16 protein-coding genes and 1 pseudogene are annotated in these 17,550 nt (G+C 65.9%); 10 read left to right on the top strand and 7 right to left on the bottom strand.

Features of this window, described 5'->3' with window-relative positions:
* Positions 1–191: 191 nt before the first annotated feature.
* Positions 192–1,244 carry an RNA-guided endonuclease InsQ/TnpB family protein gene (locus tag ACZY0R_RS02635; RefSeq protein ID WP_488856999.1) on the top strand — a complete coding sequence of 351 codons (1,053 nt, stop codon included), beginning with the start codon at positions 192–194 and terminating at the stop codon, positions 1,242–1,244.
* Positions 1,245–1,367: 123 nt separating this feature from the next.
* Positions 1,368–2,138, top strand: coding sequence for a 5'/3'-nucleotidase SurE (gene surE, locus ACZY0R_RS02630; protein WP_488859480.1), 771 nt, complete (start codon positions 1,368–1,370; stop codon positions 2,136–2,138).
* A 135-nt stretch (positions 2,139–2,273) separates the two neighbouring features.
* On the opposite strand, the gene ACZY0R_RS02625 is transcribed toward surE, so the two are convergent.
* Positions 2,274–3,119: a fumarylacetoacetate hydrolase family protein gene (locus tag ACZY0R_RS02625; protein ID WP_488856998.1), complete on the bottom strand. Its 846-nt coding sequence runs from the start codon at positions 3,117–3,119 to the stop codon at positions 2,274–2,276.
* Between the two features lie 149 nt (positions 3,120–3,268).
* Here ACZY0R_RS02625 and ACZY0R_RS02620 point away from each other — a divergent pair, with 149 nt between their 5' ends.
* Complete coding sequence (locus tag ACZY0R_RS02620; RefSeq protein WP_488856997.1) at positions 3,269–4,054, top strand: GntR family transcriptional regulator; 786 nt, start codon at positions 3,269–3,271, stop codon at positions 4,052–4,054.
* Between the two features lie 135 nt (positions 4,055–4,189).
* Here the strand turns inward: ACZY0R_RS02620 and ACZY0R_RS02615 are convergent, their stop codons facing one another.
* Both ACZY0R_RS02615 and ACZY0R_RS02610 read right to left on the bottom strand, forming a co-directional pair.
* Positions 4,190–4,618: a PIN domain-containing protein gene (locus ACZY0R_RS02615; RefSeq protein ID WP_488856996.1), complete on the bottom strand. Its 429-nt coding sequence runs from the start codon at positions 4,616–4,618 to the stop codon at positions 4,190–4,192.
* Positions 4,605–4,838: an AbrB/MazE/SpoVT family DNA-binding domain-containing protein gene (locus ACZY0R_RS02610; protein ID WP_488856995.1), complete on the bottom strand. Its 234-nt coding sequence runs from the start codon at positions 4,836–4,838 to the stop codon at positions 4,605–4,607. The genes ACZY0R_RS02615 and ACZY0R_RS02610 overlap by 14 nt, the downstream gene beginning before the upstream one ends.
* Positions 4,839–5,053: 215 nt before the next feature.
* On the opposite strand from ACZY0R_RS02610, the gene ACZY0R_RS02605 reads away from it, so the two are divergent.
* Together ACZY0R_RS02605 and ACZY0R_RS02600 are read left to right on the top strand one after the other, a co-directional pair.
* Positions 5,054–5,968 (top strand): LysR family transcriptional regulator, encoded by a 915-nt coding sequence (locus ACZY0R_RS02605; RefSeq protein ID WP_045237460.1) that lies wholly within the window; start codon positions 5,054–5,056, stop codon positions 5,966–5,968.
* A 91-nt stretch (positions 5,969–6,059) separates the two neighbouring features.
* Positions 6,060–6,386: pseudogene (locus ACZY0R_RS02600) on the top strand (porin); the annotation flags it as partial.
* Between the two features lie 69 nt (positions 6,387–6,455).
* On the opposite strand, the gene ACZY0R_RS02595 reads toward ACZY0R_RS02600, so the two are convergent.
* Positions 6,456–6,842: an antibiotic biosynthesis monooxygenase family protein gene (locus ACZY0R_RS02595; RefSeq protein ID WP_488856994.1), complete on the bottom strand. Its 387-nt coding sequence runs from the start codon at positions 6,840–6,842 to the stop codon at positions 6,456–6,458.
* 63 nt (positions 6,843–6,905) lie between these two features.
* Positions 6,906–7,535, bottom strand: a complete 630-nt coding sequence (locus ACZY0R_RS02590; RefSeq protein WP_488856993.1) for a LysE family translocator — start codon at positions 7,533–7,535, stop codon at positions 6,906–6,908.
* Between the two features lie 137 nt (positions 7,536–7,672).
* Here ACZY0R_RS02590 and ACZY0R_RS02585 point away from each other — a divergent pair, with 137 nt between their 5' ends.
* The 5 genes from ACZY0R_RS02585 (at position 7,673) to ACZY0R_RS02565 (ending at position 16,396) form a co-directional block, all read left to right on the top strand.
* Positions 7,673–9,004, top strand: coding sequence for an aminotransferase-like domain-containing protein (locus ACZY0R_RS02585; protein WP_488856992.1), 1,332 nt, complete (start codon positions 7,673–7,675; stop codon positions 9,002–9,004).
* A gap of 199 nt (positions 9,005–9,203) precedes the next feature.
* A complete protein-coding gene (locus ACZY0R_RS02580) occupies positions 9,204–10,220 on the top strand; it encodes a helix-turn-helix domain-containing protein (protein ID WP_488856991.1) in 1,017 nt (338 codons plus the stop codon).
* 127 nt (positions 10,221–10,347) lie between these two features.
* Complete coding sequence (gene styD / locus ACZY0R_RS02575) at positions 10,348–11,838, top strand: phenylacetaldehyde dehydrogenase StyD (protein ID WP_488856990.1); 1,491 nt, start codon at positions 10,348–10,350, stop codon at positions 11,836–11,838.
* Between the two features lie 212 nt (positions 11,839–12,050).
* Positions 12,051–14,219, top strand: coding sequence for a PQQ-dependent dehydrogenase, methanol/ethanol family (locus ACZY0R_RS02570; RefSeq protein WP_488856989.1), 2,169 nt, complete (start codon positions 12,051–12,053; stop codon positions 14,217–14,219).
* 146 nt (positions 14,220–14,365) lie between these two features.
* Positions 14,366–16,396, top strand: coding sequence for a TonB-dependent receptor family protein (locus ACZY0R_RS02565; protein ID WP_488856988.1), 2,031 nt, complete (start codon positions 14,366–14,368; stop codon positions 16,394–16,396).
* A gap of 102 nt (positions 16,397–16,498) precedes the next feature.
* Here the strand turns inward: ACZY0R_RS02565 and ACZY0R_RS02560 are convergent, their stop codons facing one another.
* Together ACZY0R_RS02560 and ACZY0R_RS02555 are read right to left on the bottom strand one after the other, a co-directional pair.
* On the bottom strand, positions 16,499–17,158 hold the full coding sequence (locus ACZY0R_RS02560) for a DUF799 domain-containing protein (RefSeq protein ID WP_488856987.1): 660 nt from the start codon (positions 17,156–17,158) through the stop codon (positions 16,499–16,501).
* Positions 17,155–17,529, bottom strand: coding sequence for a DUF4810 domain-containing protein (locus ACZY0R_RS02555; protein WP_488856986.1), 375 nt, complete (start codon positions 17,527–17,529; stop codon positions 17,155–17,157). Before ACZY0R_RS02555 ends, ACZY0R_RS02560 begins: the two co-directional genes overlap by 4 nt.
* Positions 17,530–17,550 lie beyond the last annotated feature (21 nt).

The raw sequence follows: 17,550 nt of genomic DNA, 5'->3' as shown, positions 1-17,550 counted from the left end.
ATAGCGTGCTGTCTTGGCGAATCCGGCAACGCGCGCCGCTGTGCGGCCGACCGGCCTCGGCTTCGGTTTATAGTTGGTCTTCGCCCCGGCCGGCCGCTTCATCAGATTTGCTCCGAGAAACCTCGCCATTCATGGCGGGGAGTGAAAGGAGCGCCGCCGGCAGGCGGCATTCCCACGTTAGAATGTGCGGCATGATTCTTGTCTACCGCTACCGGGTGAAGTCGCTCAACGGCCTGCTCAACAAGCAGAGCCGAGCGGTGAACTACGTCTGGAACTTCTGCAATGACACGCAGAAGCACGCGCTCAAATGGGGTAAGAAGTGGCCGAGCGGGTTCGATCTGAACGTGCTGACCACCGGCAGCAGCAAGGAGCTCGGCATCCATTCCGGCACGGTCAACGCGACGTGCGAGCAGTACGCGAAATCGCGCAGCCAGCATCACCGTCCTTACCTGCGATACCGTGGCAGGAAGTGCCTCGGATGGGTGCCCCTGAAGGGCCGCGATCTGAAACGAGAGGGCGAGGCGTTTCGCTTTGCCGGAAGTACCTTTCGCGTGTTCAACAGCCGCCTGTTGCCCGAAGGCAAGATCAAGGACGGCACAAGCTTTGCGCAGGATTCGCGCGGGAACTGGTTTCTCAACATCGTGATAGAGGTGGCTGATGTGCCGGCACGCCCGATTCAAGCTGGCGTCGGCATCGACCTTGGTTTGAAGGACTTTGCCACGCTCTCGACCGGCGAGAAGCTTTCCAATGACCGGTTTGGCCGGCATGCCGCCGAAAGACTGGCCAAGGCGCAGCGTGCGCGAAAGCACAAGCGGCATATCGCCAAGCTGCATGCCAAGGTGGCGAATGCCCGCGCCGACTTCCAGCACAAGCTCGCGCTCGATCTCGTCCGGCGCTTCGATTACATCGCAGTCGGCAACGTGTCGGCTTCGAAACTCGCCAAAACCAGGATGGCGAAGAGTGTCTACGACGCATCCTGGTCGTCCTTCCGGGACAAGCTCCGCTACAAAGCGATTGCGCACGGGGCCACGTTTGAGGAAGTGAACGAAAGTGGTTCTACCCAGTCCTGTTCGGCGTGCGGTTCGAAAGACAGCACGACGCGGCCGAAAGGTATCGCAGGACTGCGAATAAGAGAGTGGACCTGTAGTCGCTGTGGTGTCGTGCATGACCGTGATACCAATGCTGCGCTGAACATTCTCCGATGCGGACGTGCATCGCCAGGTGTGGGAATCCCCTGCCTTTAGGCGCCTTTAGGCGCCTTTAGGCAGGGGAGGACGTCAAGGCCGATGCAACGCCTTGCGCTGCGCCTGGCGCTGTTTTCCGCGCAAGGCAGCCCAGGATTCGTCAATCTACAGCCCCCTTTATCCATGTCCGAACTCTTGCTGGAACGCGTACTCCTTACAAACGATGACGGCATCGACGCCCCCGGCCTGGCCGTGCTCGAGGCCGTGGCCGCCAAGCTGGCGCGCGAGGTCTGGGTGGTCGCGCCCGAGCACGACCAGAGCGGGACCTCGCACTCGCTGAGCCTGCACTCGCCGTTGCGCATCAGCCAGCAGGGCGAACGCCGCTTTGGCGTGTCCGGCACGCCGGGCGACTGTGTCGTCATGGCCGCGCGGCACCTGATGGCCGATGCCCCGCCGAGCCTCGTCCTGTCGGGCATCAACCGCGGCGCCAACCTTGGGCTCGAAACCGTGTTCTCAGGCACCGTAGGCGCCGCCATGACCGGCGTATTGCTGGGCATCCCGGCGATCGCGCTGAGCCTGGCCTTTACCGATCGCAACGCGGTGCGCTGGGAAACGGCGGGCGAGCTCGCCCCTGGGGTGATCCGCCGCCTGCTTGCGGCAGGCTGGAACCAGCAGGCCTGCCTGAACATCAACTTCCCCGATGTGGCACCCGAGTCGGCCGGCCCGCTGACGGTGACGCGCCAGGGCGTCGGCCTGGTCAAGGATCTCGCCGTCAGGGCGCATGTCGACCCGCGCGGGATCCCGTATCACTGGCTGCAGTTCTCCCGCGGCCCGCGCCCGGATGCCGACGACAGCGAGGCCGTCGTGATCGGCCGGGGCGGCATCTCCGTCACGCCGCTGCGCTTCGAGCGCACCGACGAGGAGGCGGCGGCGGAACTGGCGGGGCGCCTGTAATAATGGCACCAGGCCTTGATCCCTGGGCCCAGGTGCAGGCCACGACGTTCGGATACCCCCGCCCGGCGATGGCGGGGGCAGCCTTCAGCGCGGGGCCCGCTGCAGGCCGCCGAACGCGAGTCGCCGGCATGCGAGTCAGGGCTCGTCCACAACAGGGTTGGAAAGCACGCCAATGCCATCGATCTCAATCTCGATCTTGTCGCCGGGCTTCATGAACACCGGCGGCGTGCGCGGATAGCCCACGCCGGCGGGCGTGCCCATGGCGATCACGTCGCCCGGCTCAAGGGTCAGGCATTCCGTCAGCAGGGCAATGGTTTCCGCTACGTCCCAGATCATGTGCCTGGTGTTGGAATCCTGCATGACCTGCCCGTTCAGGCGGGACTGGATGCGCAGGCCGGCGGCGCCCGCGGGCAATGCGTCCGGTGTCACGATCCACGGCCCGAACGCCCCGGTGGCATCGAAATTCTTGCCGATCGTCCACTGCGCCGTCCTGCGCTGGTAGTCGCGCAGCGACGCATCGTTGAAGCAGGCGTAACCGGCCACGCAATTCAGCGCATCGGCGCGGCTGGCATGCCGCACCCGCTTGCCGATGACGACCGCGAGTTCCGCTTCATAGTCGAGTTTGTCCGAGCAGCGCGGGCGCTGGATCGGCGCTTCCGCCGCCAGCAGGGACGTGGCGCCGCGGAAGAAAAAGGCCGGGTATTCCGGTTTCGCATTCTCGCCTTCCGCGGCGTGATCGTAGTAATTCAGGCCAAGGCAGATGATCTTGCCCGGCCTTGCCAGCGGGGTCATCAGCCGCACCGCGGCAAGCGGCAGGCGCCTTGCTCCCGCCAGGGATTCGGACAGGCGGCCTCGCGCCGCATCGGGCAGCTCGAACCACTCGCTCCAGTCCGCGACACCCGCCACGGTCTCGACGATCTCCGCACCGTCCACCACCCCGAGGGAGATCTTCCCCTCGAATTCATATCTTGCCAGCCGCATCGCACTCTCCATCCAGGTTTCGAATACCTTAGAATATCGATATTTCGTTGTATACTATTAAATATCGATATTTTTTGAGACTAGGGTTTACGTCAGGGCTATCCGTATCAGCGCGTGACGAAAATCGATAAAATCTCCCGATGCGCACCATGTCACAGTCACTTCCCGAGACCGCAGCCACCGCAGCGACCGATGCCAGGACGCCGGCCGTCACGGTTGCCAGCTCCGTCTATGAACGATTGCGGGATGACCTCCTCACGGGTGGCATCGAGCCGGGTGTCAAGCTGCGTATCGAAACCATCTGCGAGCGCTACGCCGCCGGCAACACGCCAGTGCGCGAAGCGCTGAGCCGGCTGGCCGCGGAAGGGCTGGTAGAGCGCCACGACCAGCGCGGCTTCACGGCCGCTCCGGTGGACCTTGACGAGCTCGACGCGCTCACGCGCACCCGCGCCGACATCGACCAGATGGCGCTGAAAGACGCGATGGCGCATCCGTCGACGCAATGGGAAGAGCAGATCGTGCTGGCCTTGCACCGGCTTTCGCGAACCCCGCGCTCGGCACAGGACGATACCTACGTGCCCAACCGGGAGTGGGAGCGGCTGCACCGCGAGTTCCATCGCAGCCTGATCGCGAATTGCCGCTCCCGCTGGCTCCGGCAATTCAGCGAGGAGCTTGCCGACCAGGCATATCGCTATCGGCAATGCTCGATCCGCAATGCCTATGGCGTGCGGGATGTGCATGCGGAGCATGCGGCCGTGGCTGAAGCGGTACTGGCTGGGGATGTTGAGCGGGCAGTGTCATTGCTGACGCGGCACTACTGGCAGACGGCGGAATTTATTCAGGCGGCTGCCGGCGGGATGGCTAGACGGTGCTTTAGCGGTGGCGGAGCCTGTGCCGGCCAGTATCGAGACCCGCGAGGGACTGAGCGTCGCTGAGGGGGATTTCTACCAGTATTTTGTACGGGCGGGAGCGAGGGCGCCTCGAGCAGGAGTTCTTGCCGCCCGAGCCGGTCGCCGCGGCCCTACGTGCGTGGCACGGTGGAGCGCCAGGTTGACGTCTGCGCGGCCAGTTCAAGCCGCCCCGGAAAATGGCCCTTCGGCAAACGGATTGCAGATACGCAACCCCTGTTCAATCAGCATGCCATCCTGCATATCCTCGGAATACAGGATCTCGCAGTCGGACAGCAGGGCCGCTGCAACGATCATCGCATCGTAGACGCTGAATCCGTAGCGTTCGGCGATTTGCCTTCCTTTGTCATGCGTTCCCAGCGTGAGCGCCTCTACCGGGCACAGGGACTGAATCAGGGTCACGACTTCGTTCACCTCGGCCCATGGCATCGCCAGCTTGCGGCGCGCCACGCTGGTGATTTCGTTCAACACCTGCACGCTGATCCTGCCGCCCGCCTGGACGATGGCTTCGGCACGATCCGCCTTTTCCGCATCGGCGGACAACAGGTACAGCAGCACGTTGCTATCGATGAACGCCTTATGAGCGGGCATTGATATCGTCCCGGTCAAACTTGAAATCGGCCGGCAGGCGGCCCCGGAACTGCCTTAGTTTCGCCAGGTAGGCGGCGCTGCCGGGCTTCTTCCGGACCTGGAATACCCGTTCGTCGGCGATCACGACTTCAATGTCGTCGCCTTCGTGCAGTTCCAGTGCCTCCACTACCGTGGCGGGCAGGCGGATGGCCAGGCTATTGCCCCATTTGCAGACTTGCATGCTTGGCTTCTCCTGAAGAAATCGCGGAAGATATACGTTTTCCAAATGTATATCGTTCAGTGCGTGCCATCAAGAGAAGCAGGCCGATGTGTGCCGCATATGGCATTTTCTGAACCGGCATCCATCCAATGTGCTCATCGCGGCGCGCCTTGCGGCACTGCGCCGCTCGTTTGATAATTTAGCCTCCCCAGGCAATTTCATCAAACCAGTTTTGAATGTACTCCCTAGACGACCTGCGACTCTTCGTGCGCACCGCCGAACTTGAAAACCTCTCCGCCGCCGCCCGCGAACTGGGCCGTACCGCAGCCACGGCCAGTGCGGCGTTGATCCGGCTTGAGCAGCGCCTGAGCGCGCGCTTGTTCGCCCGCACCACCCGCCGCATGCGCTTGACCGAGGAGGGGCGCGTGTTCCTGGAAGCGGCACGCAAGGCGCTGGCGGCGTTGGAGGAGGGCGAGGGCGCGCTGGCGGAACAGCGGGAGGAACTCGCCGGGCCGCTGCGATTGTCGGCGCCGGCGGACCTCGGGCGCACCTTGCTGCGAGGCTGGCTGGACGATTTCCTGCTGGCGCATCCGCAGCTTTCGCTTGAATTGTCCATCGGCGATACGCTCGCCGATCTTTATCGCAGCAATGTCGACCTGGCCGTGCGGGTGGGCTGGCTGGAGGATTCGGGGCTGGTGCGCCGGCAGCTTGCCTTGACGCGGCGCGTTGCGGTGGCAGCGCCTGCGTATCTCAAGCGCTGCGGTACACCGGCTTCGCCCGACGCGCTGGCGCAGCACCAGATGCTGTGCCTGGCACCGGGCGGCCAGGCGCGCATGCGCTGGCCGTTCCGTTCGCGCCAGACGAGGGTGGAGGTGGAAGCCAACGGGCGGCGCACCAGCGATGATGGCGCCGTGGTGCGCGACTGGGCCCTGGCGGGCCACGGCATCGCGTTCAAAAGCTGGTTCGATGTGGCGGCGGACGTCAGTGCCGGCCGCCTGGTGCTCCTGTTTCCCGACTGGTACCAGGACAGCGTGCCGCTGCAACTGGTGTTCCTGCAAAGCCGGTTTCCGTCTTACCGGCAGCGCCGCCTGATCGAGTTCCTGCAGGCCCGCTTCGCGGCGTTCGACGCCGATTACCCTTTCCCTGCCTAGCCCGCGGCGACACGCTTCGCGCGCAACGGGCGCGCAACCATTTACATCATGCCGTGCCGTACCCGGCCGGTTGCCTGCTTGCGCCTGTCTGCGCCTGATGCGTGACGATGGCACGGCAAGCGCCACGGCCGCCGTCACCCGCCGCAATGTGTACTGGACCGGCGTGCAGTACAATTTCACCCCCGCCTTACGGCTGACCGGCGCGGCCTACTACACCGACATGAAGGGCAGCGAAGCGGATCCGTGGATGTTCGTGCTGTCGGCCGACTACTCGCTGTCAAAGCGCACCGACGCCTACCTGAACGTGGGTTATGTGAAGAACAAGTCCGGCTCCACGCTGGGCCTGAACGGCAGCGGCACGGCATTGCCGGGCGCGAACCAGACCGGCGCCACCGTCGGCATGCGCCACCGCTTCTGAGCGCATTCGCGGTTGCCGGGGGCGCCGCGCTGACCGGCGGCTCCTTCCTGGGGAGGAAGCCGCCAATCATCATATCGACCTTGCCTTGCCGCGAGGATCGTTGGGCCGGTTGATCGACCGGCCTTTTTTCTCTGCTTCGCCGAATCGGGTGAGGTGCTGAAGGCTGCCGTCGCCGTAGACGCGCTCCACCCTGGACACCACGACGTGATAGCCGTCATACCATTTGCGGTACTGGCGCTTCGCGTCCAGGTGCCGCGGGTCGGTGGCGAAGGCCCGCAGGGCTTCCTGGTCCCGCCAGTAGTAGCTGGCGTTGACCAGCTTGCCGTCCGGCGAGCGCCATGACTCGGCGCCCAGAAACCCGGGGCTGGCGGCCGCCACTTCGTCGATGACCGCGCTCAATCGCTTGAACTCCTCGTCGGTCTCGCCTGGCTTGTAGATAAAGGCTGCGATGTACATCTCATGCTCTCCGTTGCTGGTTTGCTTGGGGATGAGGCTGTCGGCGCCATCGGCGCTGTCGGCCTAGGACGCCCTCGGCATGGCGATCAGCCTTAGCGCCAGCAGCGCCAGCACCACCGCAAGCCCGTACTTCTGGAAGATCGCGGCGCGCGGATTGCGGCTCAGGAACCGGCGCGCGGAGCCGCCGGCCGCGCCCAGCAGTGCGTGAAAGACGGTGCTGATCAGCGTCAGCACGCAGCCAAGGACAACCAGTTGCCGGGCTACGTTCCCCTTGGCCGGGTCGACGAACTGCGGCAGGAAGACCATGAAGAACAGCAGGGCTTTCGGGTTCAGCAGGCTGTTCAGCGTGGACCGGAAAAACACGGATCTCAACGAGGCTTGCTGCGCCACCGCGCTTAGCGGCGCAAGGGGGCGGCGCAGCGCCTTGCAGGCCATCCACAGCAGGTATAAGGCGCCGGCGTAGCGGATGAGGTCGAAGGCGGGCGGCCACGTGGCGATGACGGCGGTAACGCCGCTGGCGGTCAGGACCGTCAGCACAAGGTCCGCCGCCGCGATGCCCAGCGCCGCGGCGGTGCCGCCGCCTGGTCCGCAGGTGATGCCGTGCGCCATGACAAAGGCCATGTTTGGCCCGGGTGACAGCAGCAGGACCATCACGGCCGCGGCGAATACGGACAAGGTTGCGAGTTCGATCATGCCTGCAACTCCCCGGTGCTCGTGGAAGCCCGCCGGAGCCCTTTACGTTGATGAGGGTGGTAGCGTAATCTTTGTGTCTGGTACAAACAAAAAATTGTTCTAGATACAAGGACAAGGCAGAAAGCGGAAGGCAGAGCATGATCCCCACACCGACCCGGTACAAAACCATCATGGACGAGATCGCCGGCCGCATCCGCGAGGGGATGTTGCCGCCAGGCACGCAGCTGCCGACCGTTCGTGCCCTGATGAAGCAGCATGGCATCGCCCTGGCCACGGCTTCGCGCATCTACAAGGAACTGGAATCGATCGGACTCGTCGTCGGCGAGACGGGGCGGGGGACGTTCGTGCGGGACACGTCGCTGCCGCGCGGCCTGGGCATGGAGCAGCATCCCGCGCGCTTCGGCGCGGTGGATCTCACCTTCAACTATCCGTCCTTGCCGGGCCAGGCCGATATGCTGCGGGACGGCCTGCGCACCATCGCGGCCTCGGGCGATCTCGACGCGCTGCTTCACTCGGCGCCGCAGGGCGGGCGGCCGCACGAGCGGCAGACGGCGGCCCGGCACCTGCGCAACCGGGGTATCCGGGTGGGCGGCGATCAGGTGCTGATCGTCAATGGCGCGCAGCAGGGACTGGCCGTGACGGTGATGGCGCTGCTCAAGCCGGGCGACGTACTGGCCGTCGATGCATTGACCTATCCGGGCATGAAGATGCTGGCCCAGGCGCATCGCCTCGATCTGGAGCCGGTGCCGCACACGGTTGGCGGCATGGACCTGGACAGGCTGGCTGCGCTTTGCAAGCGGCGTCCGGTACGCGCGGTCTATGCCATGCCCACGATGCACAATCCGCTGGGCACGGTGATGGCGGAGGCGGAACGCATCGGTCTGGCCGAACTGGCCGAGCGTCACGATTTCCTGATCATCGAGGACGGTGCGTATGCCTTCCTTGCCGAGCCGGCGCCAAAGCCGGTCTTTACCTACGCACCCATGCGGACGGTCTATGTATCGGGCCTGTCGAAGAGCGTGGCATCCGGCCTGCGCATGGGATTTGTCGCAGCCCCCGCCGCGCTGGTGCCGGCGATCGAGCGTGCCATCCGTGTCTCGACATGGAACACCCCGTCACTCACCGTGGCGCTGGGCTGCCATTGGATCGAAACCGGCCTGGTCGACGACCTGGAAGACCGGAAACGCAAGGACGCGCGGCTGCGCCAAAGCCTGGCGCGCCGCGTGCTGCGCGGCGGCGATATCGTGGCGCACCGCTCGTCCTACTATCTCTGGCTGACCTTGCCCGAGGACCTGCGCGCCGACCTCGTCGCCGCCGCGCTGGAGGGCGACGGCGTCCTGGTGACAACCGCGGAGCCTTTCGCCGTCACGCCCAACGTGCCGCATGCGTTGCGGCTCGCCATTGGTTCCATCTCGCATGAAGCCCTGGAAGACGCGCTGGCAAAGGTGCGCCGGGCAGTGGCCGTTTAGCCGCTTAGCCGCCTGGCGCGGTTCGCGTGGGCCCGTGGGTTGGCGGCAAGTAATGCGGCGTTTGTGCCCCTCCCGCCAGCCCCGCGCCTGCGTAGTTGTTCCCATTGTCTGCCCGCGGGCTTTCCATTAGGCTTGGCCTCCACCTTCGAGGACTTCCGGCGCGTTCCCCAGCATACCGCCGGTTACTGGAGATGCCCTGATGCCCGCTGTGCAGAATCTGCAGCAGAAACCGGCACGGATGTCCATCGTGACGTTCGACCAATGGTGCGAAGCCATCGATACCAGCTTCCTGCCGCTCGCCTACACGCGCCAGGCGCGCGGGTGCTTCCATAGCAACGTCAGCTATGCCCGCTTTGGCGCCTGCGCGGTGGCGGACATGGATGTCGATGCGCACAGGGTGGCGCGCGAGCCCCGGCACGTGGCGGCGTCCGATGCGGGTTTCTTCAAGATATTCTGGCAAATCAGCGGACAGAGCCGGGTTGCGCAACGGGGCAACGAGGCTTCGCTCGAACCCGGGATGTGGTCGATTTACGATACCGCGCAACCCTATAGCATCGAGATGCCGGATCGCTGCCGGGTGCTGGTGCTGCTGGTGCCGCAGGAGCGCGCCTTCGGCTGGCGGCAGGCGGCGGCCAGCCTGGGCGGCCGGGCGTTGCGGGGCGAGGGCGCGGCGCGCATCGCGTTGTCGGCGCTGGGTGCCATGCTGCACGATACCTGCTCGGGCCACCTGCTGGATTACCAGGGACAGATGGTGCTGCAGGATTCCGTCGTTTCGCTGATGGAGACCGCGCTGCAAGGTGCGGACACGCGGCCGCCGGCGCTTAGAGATGGCGCGGACGCAGCCATGGCGCGGCATCTTGGCGAAGCGCGGATGCATCGCCTCGCTGAATTCATCGACGCCCAGCTGCATGATCCGGAACTCTCCGCGCAGCGGCTGGCCGCGGTACTGAACGTCTCGCGGCGCACCTTGTATAACCTGTTCCGAGAGTCTGGCCAGACCCCGCATGCCTATATCCTGTCGCGCCGGTTGCGGCAGGCGGCTGTGCGGCTGTCCGGCAGCGCAGACGTCGGGCGCAGCATTACCGAGATTGCCTTTGCCCTGGGGTTTGCCGACGCGGCGCACTTCAGCCGCGTCTTCCATGAGCGCTTTGGCATGAGTCCTTCGCAATGGCGCCAGCAGAATGCGGGCGGCACGCGTATTGCGCTGCGTCATTAACCGCGCCAGCGTGCGCTTTGCACGCATCGACAAGCTTTCTGCACGGCCAGACAAGCCGTGACAAGGACGTGGTGCTAACTTCGGTCTCCACAACGAGGCAACAAGCCAAGACCAACCGGAGACGAAGATGAATGCACCCGTGGAAGCCCGCAGCGGCCTGAACCAGGCCATCCGCAATGCCATGCTGATCGACGGCGAGTGGCGCCAGGCCGAGTCCGGCGAGACCTTTGCCGTGTTCGATCCCGCCACCGGCGAGGAGATCGCGCGCGTGCCCGCGGGCGGGGCGGCGGATATCGATGCCGCCGTGGCGGCCGCCGGGCGCGCCTTTGCCGGCGGCACATGGCGCGCCATGATGCCGGCCCAGCGCGAGCGCCTGCTGCTCAAGCTGGCCGACCTGGTCGAGCAGCATGGCGACGAACTGGCCCGGCTGGAGACGCTCAACAACGGCAAGCTGCTGGCCTTCTCGCAAGGCCTGGAGGTGGGCGGCAGCGCGCAATGGCTGCGCTATATGGCCGGCTGGGCCACCAAGATCGAAGGCAGCACGCTGGATGTGTCGGTGCCGTTCCCGCCGGGCACGCGCTACAGCGCCATGACGCGGCGCTCGCCGGTGGGCGTGGTGGGCGCCATCGTGCCGTGGAATTTCCCCTTGCTGATGGCCGTCTGGAAGATCGCGCCGGCGCTGGCCTGCGGTTGCACGGTGGTGCTAAAGCCGGCGGAGGAAACCCCGCTGACCGCGTTGCGGCTGGCCGAACTGGCGCTTGAAGCGGGCTTCCCGCCGGGCGTGCTGAATGTGGTGACCGGCGACGGCGTGCCCGGCGCGGCGCTGGTGGCGCATCCCGGCGTCAACAAGATTACTTTCACGGGCTCCACGGAAGTCGGGCGCCTGATCGGCGCGCGCTGCGGCCAGGATATCCGCCGCGTGTCGCTCGAGCTGGGCGGCAAGAGCCCGGTGATCGTGCTGGACGATTGCGATCCCGCGCACGCCATCCAGGGCGCGGCCGGTGCCATCTTCCTCAACCAGGGCCAGGTCTGCACCGCCGGCTCACGGCTGTACGTGGCGCGCCGGCACTATGAGCAGGTGGTCGAGGGGCTGGCCAAGGTGGCCAATGCCACCGTGCTGGGTTCCGGGCTCGATCCCGCCAGCCAGATGGGGCCGCTGGTTTCGGCACGCCATCGCGACAAGGTGATGGGCCTGATTGGCACCGGGCGCAGCGAAGGCGCGGAGATCGTCGCGGGCGGCGATGCGCTGGACCGTCCCGGATATTTCGTGCGGCCCACGGTGGTGGCCAACGCCGCGTGCAAGGACCTGACCCTGGTGCGCGAGGAAGTCTTCGGGCCGGTGGTGGTGGCCATGCCGTTCGACGATCCCGAGGCCGTGCTGGCCGAGGCCAACCGCTCGGAGTACGGCCTGGGCGCCAGCATCTGGAGCAATGACCTGCGCGCGGTGCAGCGCCTGGTCGATGGCCTGGATGCCGGGACGGTCTGGGTCAATACGCACAATATCGTCGATCCCAACATGCCTTTCGGCGGCTACAAGGCGTCCGGCGTCGGGCGCGAACATGGCCGCTCGGCAATCGAGGCCTACACCGAGATCAAGTCGGTCTGCATGGCTTACTGAGCGGCACTGCCGCACAAGGCGGGGGCGTGCCGGGCGTCGTCCTCGGGGTAATCCCGGGTGGGTATAGCGCGCCTCCGCCGCCATCCTTTGGTTTGCTGCAATCCGGTGGCGCGGCGGGCAACGTCCGCCGTGCCATTGGCCAGCCGCTGGCACAGAACCAGCCTGGCTTCCCCCAAGAAGAAGCAAGAATAAATAGAAGAAGAGGAGACACAATGAGCCAAGAATCCAAGCGGGCTTTTTCCTGCTGGCCGGGCGCTGCACGGCGCACCGGCAAGCTGGCCATGCTGGCGGCAGGGCTGGCCGCGGCCTCGCTCGCGGCCGCGCAGACCAAGCCGCCCGCCAGGGTTGCCAGCGCCGACCACATCCGCGCCGTGACCCGCAGCGTGGATGGCGCCTTCATCGAGACCAACGCGGCCAAGACCCCCGACTGGCCCAGCTACGGCCTGGACTACGCGGAAACCCGCTTCAGCCGGCTCTCGCAGATCAATGCCGACAACGTGAAGGACCTGGGGCTGGCGTGGTCCTATGACCTGGAATCCACGCGCGGGGTGGAAGCCACGCCGCTGGTGGTGAACGGCATCATGTACGTCAGCGCCTCGTGGAGCGTGGTGCATGCCATCGACACCCGCAGCGGCAAGCGCATCTGGACCTTCGACCCGAAGGTCGACAGGTCGATCGGCTACAAGGGCTGCTGCGACGTCGTCAATCGCGGCGTGGCGCTTTACCAGGGCAAGGTGTTCGTCGCCGCCTACGATGGCCGGCTGATTGCGCTCGATGCGGGCACCGGCCGCAAGGTCTGGGAAAAAGACACCATCATCGACCGCAGCCACTCGTACACCATCACCGGCGCGCCGCGCGTATTCAAGGGCAAGGTCATCATCGGCAACGGCGGCGCGGAGTACGGCGTGCGTGGCTATATCACCGCCTACGACGCAGGCACGGGCGAGCAGAAATGGCGCTGGTTCACGGTGCCGGGCGACCCCAGCAAGCCGTTCGAGGACGAGTCGATGGCCAGGGCGGCCAAGACCTGGGATCCGGCCGGCAAATGGTGGGAAGCCGGCGGCGGCGGCACGGCATGGGACACGCTGGCCTTCGACCCCGAGCTCAACCTGATGTACGTGGGCACCGGCAACGGCTCGCCCTGGTCGCGCAGCAAGCGCAGCCCGGCCGGCGGCGACAACCTCTACCTGGCCTCCATCGTCGCGCTCGATCCCGATACCGGCAAATATGTCTGGCACTATCAGGAAACGCCCGGCGACAACTGGGACTACACCTCCACCCAGCCCATGATCCTGGCCGACCTCAACATCGGCGGTAAGGCACGCAAGGTCATCCTGCACGCGCCCAAGAACGGCTTCTTCTTCGTCATCGACCGCACCAACGGCCAGTTCATCTCGGCCAGGAACTTCGTCGATGTGAACTGGGCCAGCGGCTACGACCAGAACGGACGCCCGATCGAGCTGCCCGAGGCGCGTGCCACGGAGAAGCCTTATGACGCCATCCCCGGTCCCTATGGCGCGCACAACTGGCATTCGATGTCGTTCAATCCGCAGACCGGACTGGTCTACCTGCCGGCGCAGCATGTGCCGCTGAACCTGATGGACGACAAGAACTGGACGTTCAACGGCAAGCAGCCTGGCCAGCCGCATGGCAACGTGGGCTGGAACACGGCGAAGTTCCTCAACGCCGAGCCACCCACGAGCAAGCCCTTCGGCCGCCTGATTGCCTGGGATCCGGTACAGCAGAAAGCCGCGTGGACGCAGGAGTACGTCTCGCCGTGGAACGGCGGCACGCTGACCACCGCCGGCAACCTGGTGTTCCAGGGCACGGCCGATGGCCGCTTCATTGCCTACAACGCCGCCTCCGGCGCCAAGCTGTGGGAATCCCCCACGGGCACCGGCGTGATCGCGGCGCCCGTAAGCTATATGGTCGACGGCAAGCAGTACGTGTCCGTCGCCGTCGGCTGGGGCGGCGTCTACGGGCAGGCCCAGCGCGCCACCGAGCGGCAGGGTCCCGGCACGGTCTACACCTTCGCCGTGGGCGGCAAGGCGCCGATGCCTGCCTTCGTGCAGTACCGCGCGGAAGGATTGCTGGCAGGCGTGAAATATGACCCCGCCCATGTCGCGGCGGGCACCGCGCTCTATGTCAGCAATTGCGTGCTGTGCCATGGCGTGCCTGGCGTGGACCGCGGCGGCAATATTCCCAACCTTGGCTATCTGAATGCCGCCTATATCCAGAACCTCGACAAGTTCATCTTCAAAGGCCCCGCCATGGCGCGCGGCATGCCGGACTTCACGGGCAAGCTGAGCATGGAGGATGTCGAGAAGATCAAGGCTTTCATCCAGGGCACCGCCGACGCGATCCGGCCCAAGGCCAATTGATCGCCGCGCAGGGCCGCCCGCGCGGCAGGAAGGGGAGCAATCCACGGACCCAGGGCAGGAAGATGGCAGGCAGCAAGGGCGGTGCACGAAGCCGGAAACCAGTTTCCGGGCTGGCCTCCCGCCGTCTGTGCTGCCTGGCAGCCGCCATGCTCGCGGCCGCGCCGGGCGTGGCTTTTGCCGAGGAAACGCTACCCGACGTGGTGGTGAGCGTCAGCCGCGCCGAGCAGAAGCGCTTTGACGCGCCGGCCGCGATCGACAATGTCCCGGTCGATTCGCTGGCAACCCCGAGCCCCTTGATCAACCTCTCGGAGCTGCTGACGCTCGTGCCCGGCGTGGCCGCGCGCGAGCGCCAGAACTACTCGCAAGACCTGCAGCTTGCGGTGCGCGGCTTTGGCAGCCGCTCCACGTTCGGCGTGCGCGGGGTGCGGCTGTATGTCGACGGCATTCCCGCCACCATGCCGGACGGGCAGGGACAAGCATCCACCGCGGATCTCACCAACGCCAGCCGCATCGAGGTGCTGCGCGGCCCCTTCGCCCAGATCTACGGCAACGCCTCGGGGGGCGTCGTGCAGATCTTTACGCCCGATCCGCCCAAGGCGCCGATGGCACGGGTGGGGAGCGGCTTCGGCTCCGACGGGCAATGGGTGACCAGCGTGGCCGTCGGTGGCGGCAACGACAAGATCGGCGGCGTGCTGGACGCATGGACCTTTGAAACCGACGGCTACCGCGACCACAGCGCGGCCCGGCGCCGCCAGCTCAACGCCAAGGTGGTGGCGGAACCTGTCACCGGTACCCGCGTCACCGTGTTGTTCAACGCCTTCGACCAGCCGCAGGCGCAGGACGCGCTCGGCCTTACCCGCGCCCTGGCCGATGCCAACCCGCGCCAGGCGGTGCCGCTGGCCACGCAGTTCAATACCGGCAAGACTGTCCGGCAGAACCAGGGCGGCGTGCAGGTGGAGCAGCGCCTGAGCGAGCGCGACAATCTCGAGTTCCGCCTCTACGGCGGCACGCGCCAGCTAACCCAGTACCTGGGCTTCAGCGGCATCGCGCCCTCGTCGGCGGGCGGCATCGTGGATATCGACCGCAGCTATGGCGGCGGCGCGCTCTCGTGGCACCACAACACCACGTTGAACGGCCTGCCGCTGCTGTGGAGCGCCGGCGTCGACGCCGATGGCATGCGCGACGCGCGCACCGGCTTCGTGAACCAGAACGGCACGCAGGGCGCGCTGCGCCGCGACGAGACCGCCAAGGCGGGCAGCCTGGGCGCCTTTGCCCAGTTCGACTGGACCTGGAACCCCGCCTGGCGGCTCGTGGGCGGCGTACGTGCCAGCAAGGTCCGGCTGCGCATCGACGATCACTACATCACGGCGGCCAGCCCCGACGACAGCGGCACCGCCACGTATAACAACGTGAGCCCGGTGCTCGGCGTGGTCTGGCAAGCGCTGGACTCGCTCAACGTCTATGCCAACCTGGGCCGCGGCTTTGAGACGCCGACGCTGACCGAGGTGGCCTACGGCCCAGGCGGCACCGGCACCAACCTTGGCCTGCAGCCATCCACCAGCCGCCAGGGCGAGATCGGCGTCAAATGGCAAGGCCAGGGACAGCGGCTGGAGGCCGCGCTGTTCGATGCCGACAGCCACGACGAAATCGTGCCGCTGGCCAACGACAACGGCCGCTCCGTCTACCAGAACGTCAATGGTGTGCGCCGGCGCGGGCTGGAACTGGGATGGCGCGGCGTCTACGGTCCAGGCGAGCGCTACGGCACCGGGCTGGCCTACACCTGGCTCGACGCCTTCTTTGGCGACGCTTTCCGCAATGCGCAGGGGGCAACCGTTGCCTCCGGCAACCGCCTGCCCGGCACCTCACGCCACAGCTTGTTTGCCGAGGCAACGTACAAGCCGGTGGCCGACCTCACGCTGGGCGTGGAGATGCGCGTGGAAGGGCGCGTCTTTGCCGACGACCTCAACACGCAATACGCGCCGGGCTACGCCATCTTCAACCTGCGTGCCGGCTACAACTTCCGCGTGGGGCGCATGCGCTGGTACGCGTATGGGCGCATCGACAATGTCACCGACCGGCGCTACATCGGCTCGGTGATCGTGAACGAGAGCAACGGGCGGTATTTCGAGCCGGCGCCGGGGCGGCGGTTTTTTGTGGGGTTGCGGGCGGAGATCTGAGCGGTGGCCTGGTTGTCCGCCGGCAAATTACCGGGTTTCCGCGCCCGGAAGAATTCGGGCTTCCCGGCCTGCTGCGGCATTGCCGCAGCAGGCGCGGCACAATCAGTCTGTGCCGTACCTGGCGGAGCGCGGACCGTACAGGATGCTGCCCGGGCTGCCGGCCGACAGCAGCTGCAGGCTCGCTGTTCCCGCGACCGAATAGCTTGCATCCGACACGCTGTTGATCACCTGCGCGATCGCCGCAGCCACGAGCATCCCGACCAGGCCTCCGCCGGCGTTGCCCGATTGGCTGTTGGATGCCGAAGCGGCGCCAGTCCAGAGCGTGCCCCCTGTCCGCAAATCCACGAGCGTGGCCTTCGCGCTTACGACCGTGGCGCTGTTAACCACCTGGTACTTCGTCCCGTAGTCCGTCACTGTGATGTAGAGGGCGGCATCCGCGCCGAAGATGTCTCTGAGCTTCGCTGGCGCGACAGCATGGATATCCCCCGGCGTTGTCAGGCCATTCTGGTGGAATGTCTCGTCCACCAGGGCCACCGGCAGCACGTAGTACCCGGCCTCGGCAAGCGGATAGCTGACCTGCGACAGCATGCTGTAGGTCGCCGCGACGTCAGGCGACTCGTTCAGCGGTGGCAGGACCACGATCGAGCGCGGCTTGCTCTCCTTGAAGGCGGGGTAATCGACATGCCTGGAGGGCGCCGCGCACCCGGCGGTCAGCGCTGCGACGGCCAGGAACGCGAGCGCGCGTTTGAACATATCCCTCATTTCTTGCTCCCGCCTTGCTTGATGTTCTTCATCAGGAAATCCACATAGGCGGACGACTCCGGAAACAGGGTCTTTTCCGTCTGGAACTCGCGGACCATCTGGTCATCCTTGCCAACATCGGCGTACAGCATGCCAAGATGCGCGTGGTAGCCCGGCGGCGGCGTATTGCCCGCCGCCATGATCTTCTGCAGATCGCGTTCAAGCGCTTCAATCTGGGCTTGCTTCGATTCGCCCTTGAAGTACTGATAAACCTGCGGCTGGTAGCTTTCCCACTGATACAGGGGCTTGGCTGGCGCGGCGCAACCCGCCAGCAATGCGCTTGCCGTGATCGCGAGTGTCGCCAGGCGGCACGGCTGGAATAATGTCTTCACAGTTTTTCCTCTGGATATTGG

This window comes from Cupriavidus sp. F041 (assembly GCF_057814235.1).
This window is presented reverse-complemented; position numbering and strand designations above follow the sequence as displayed.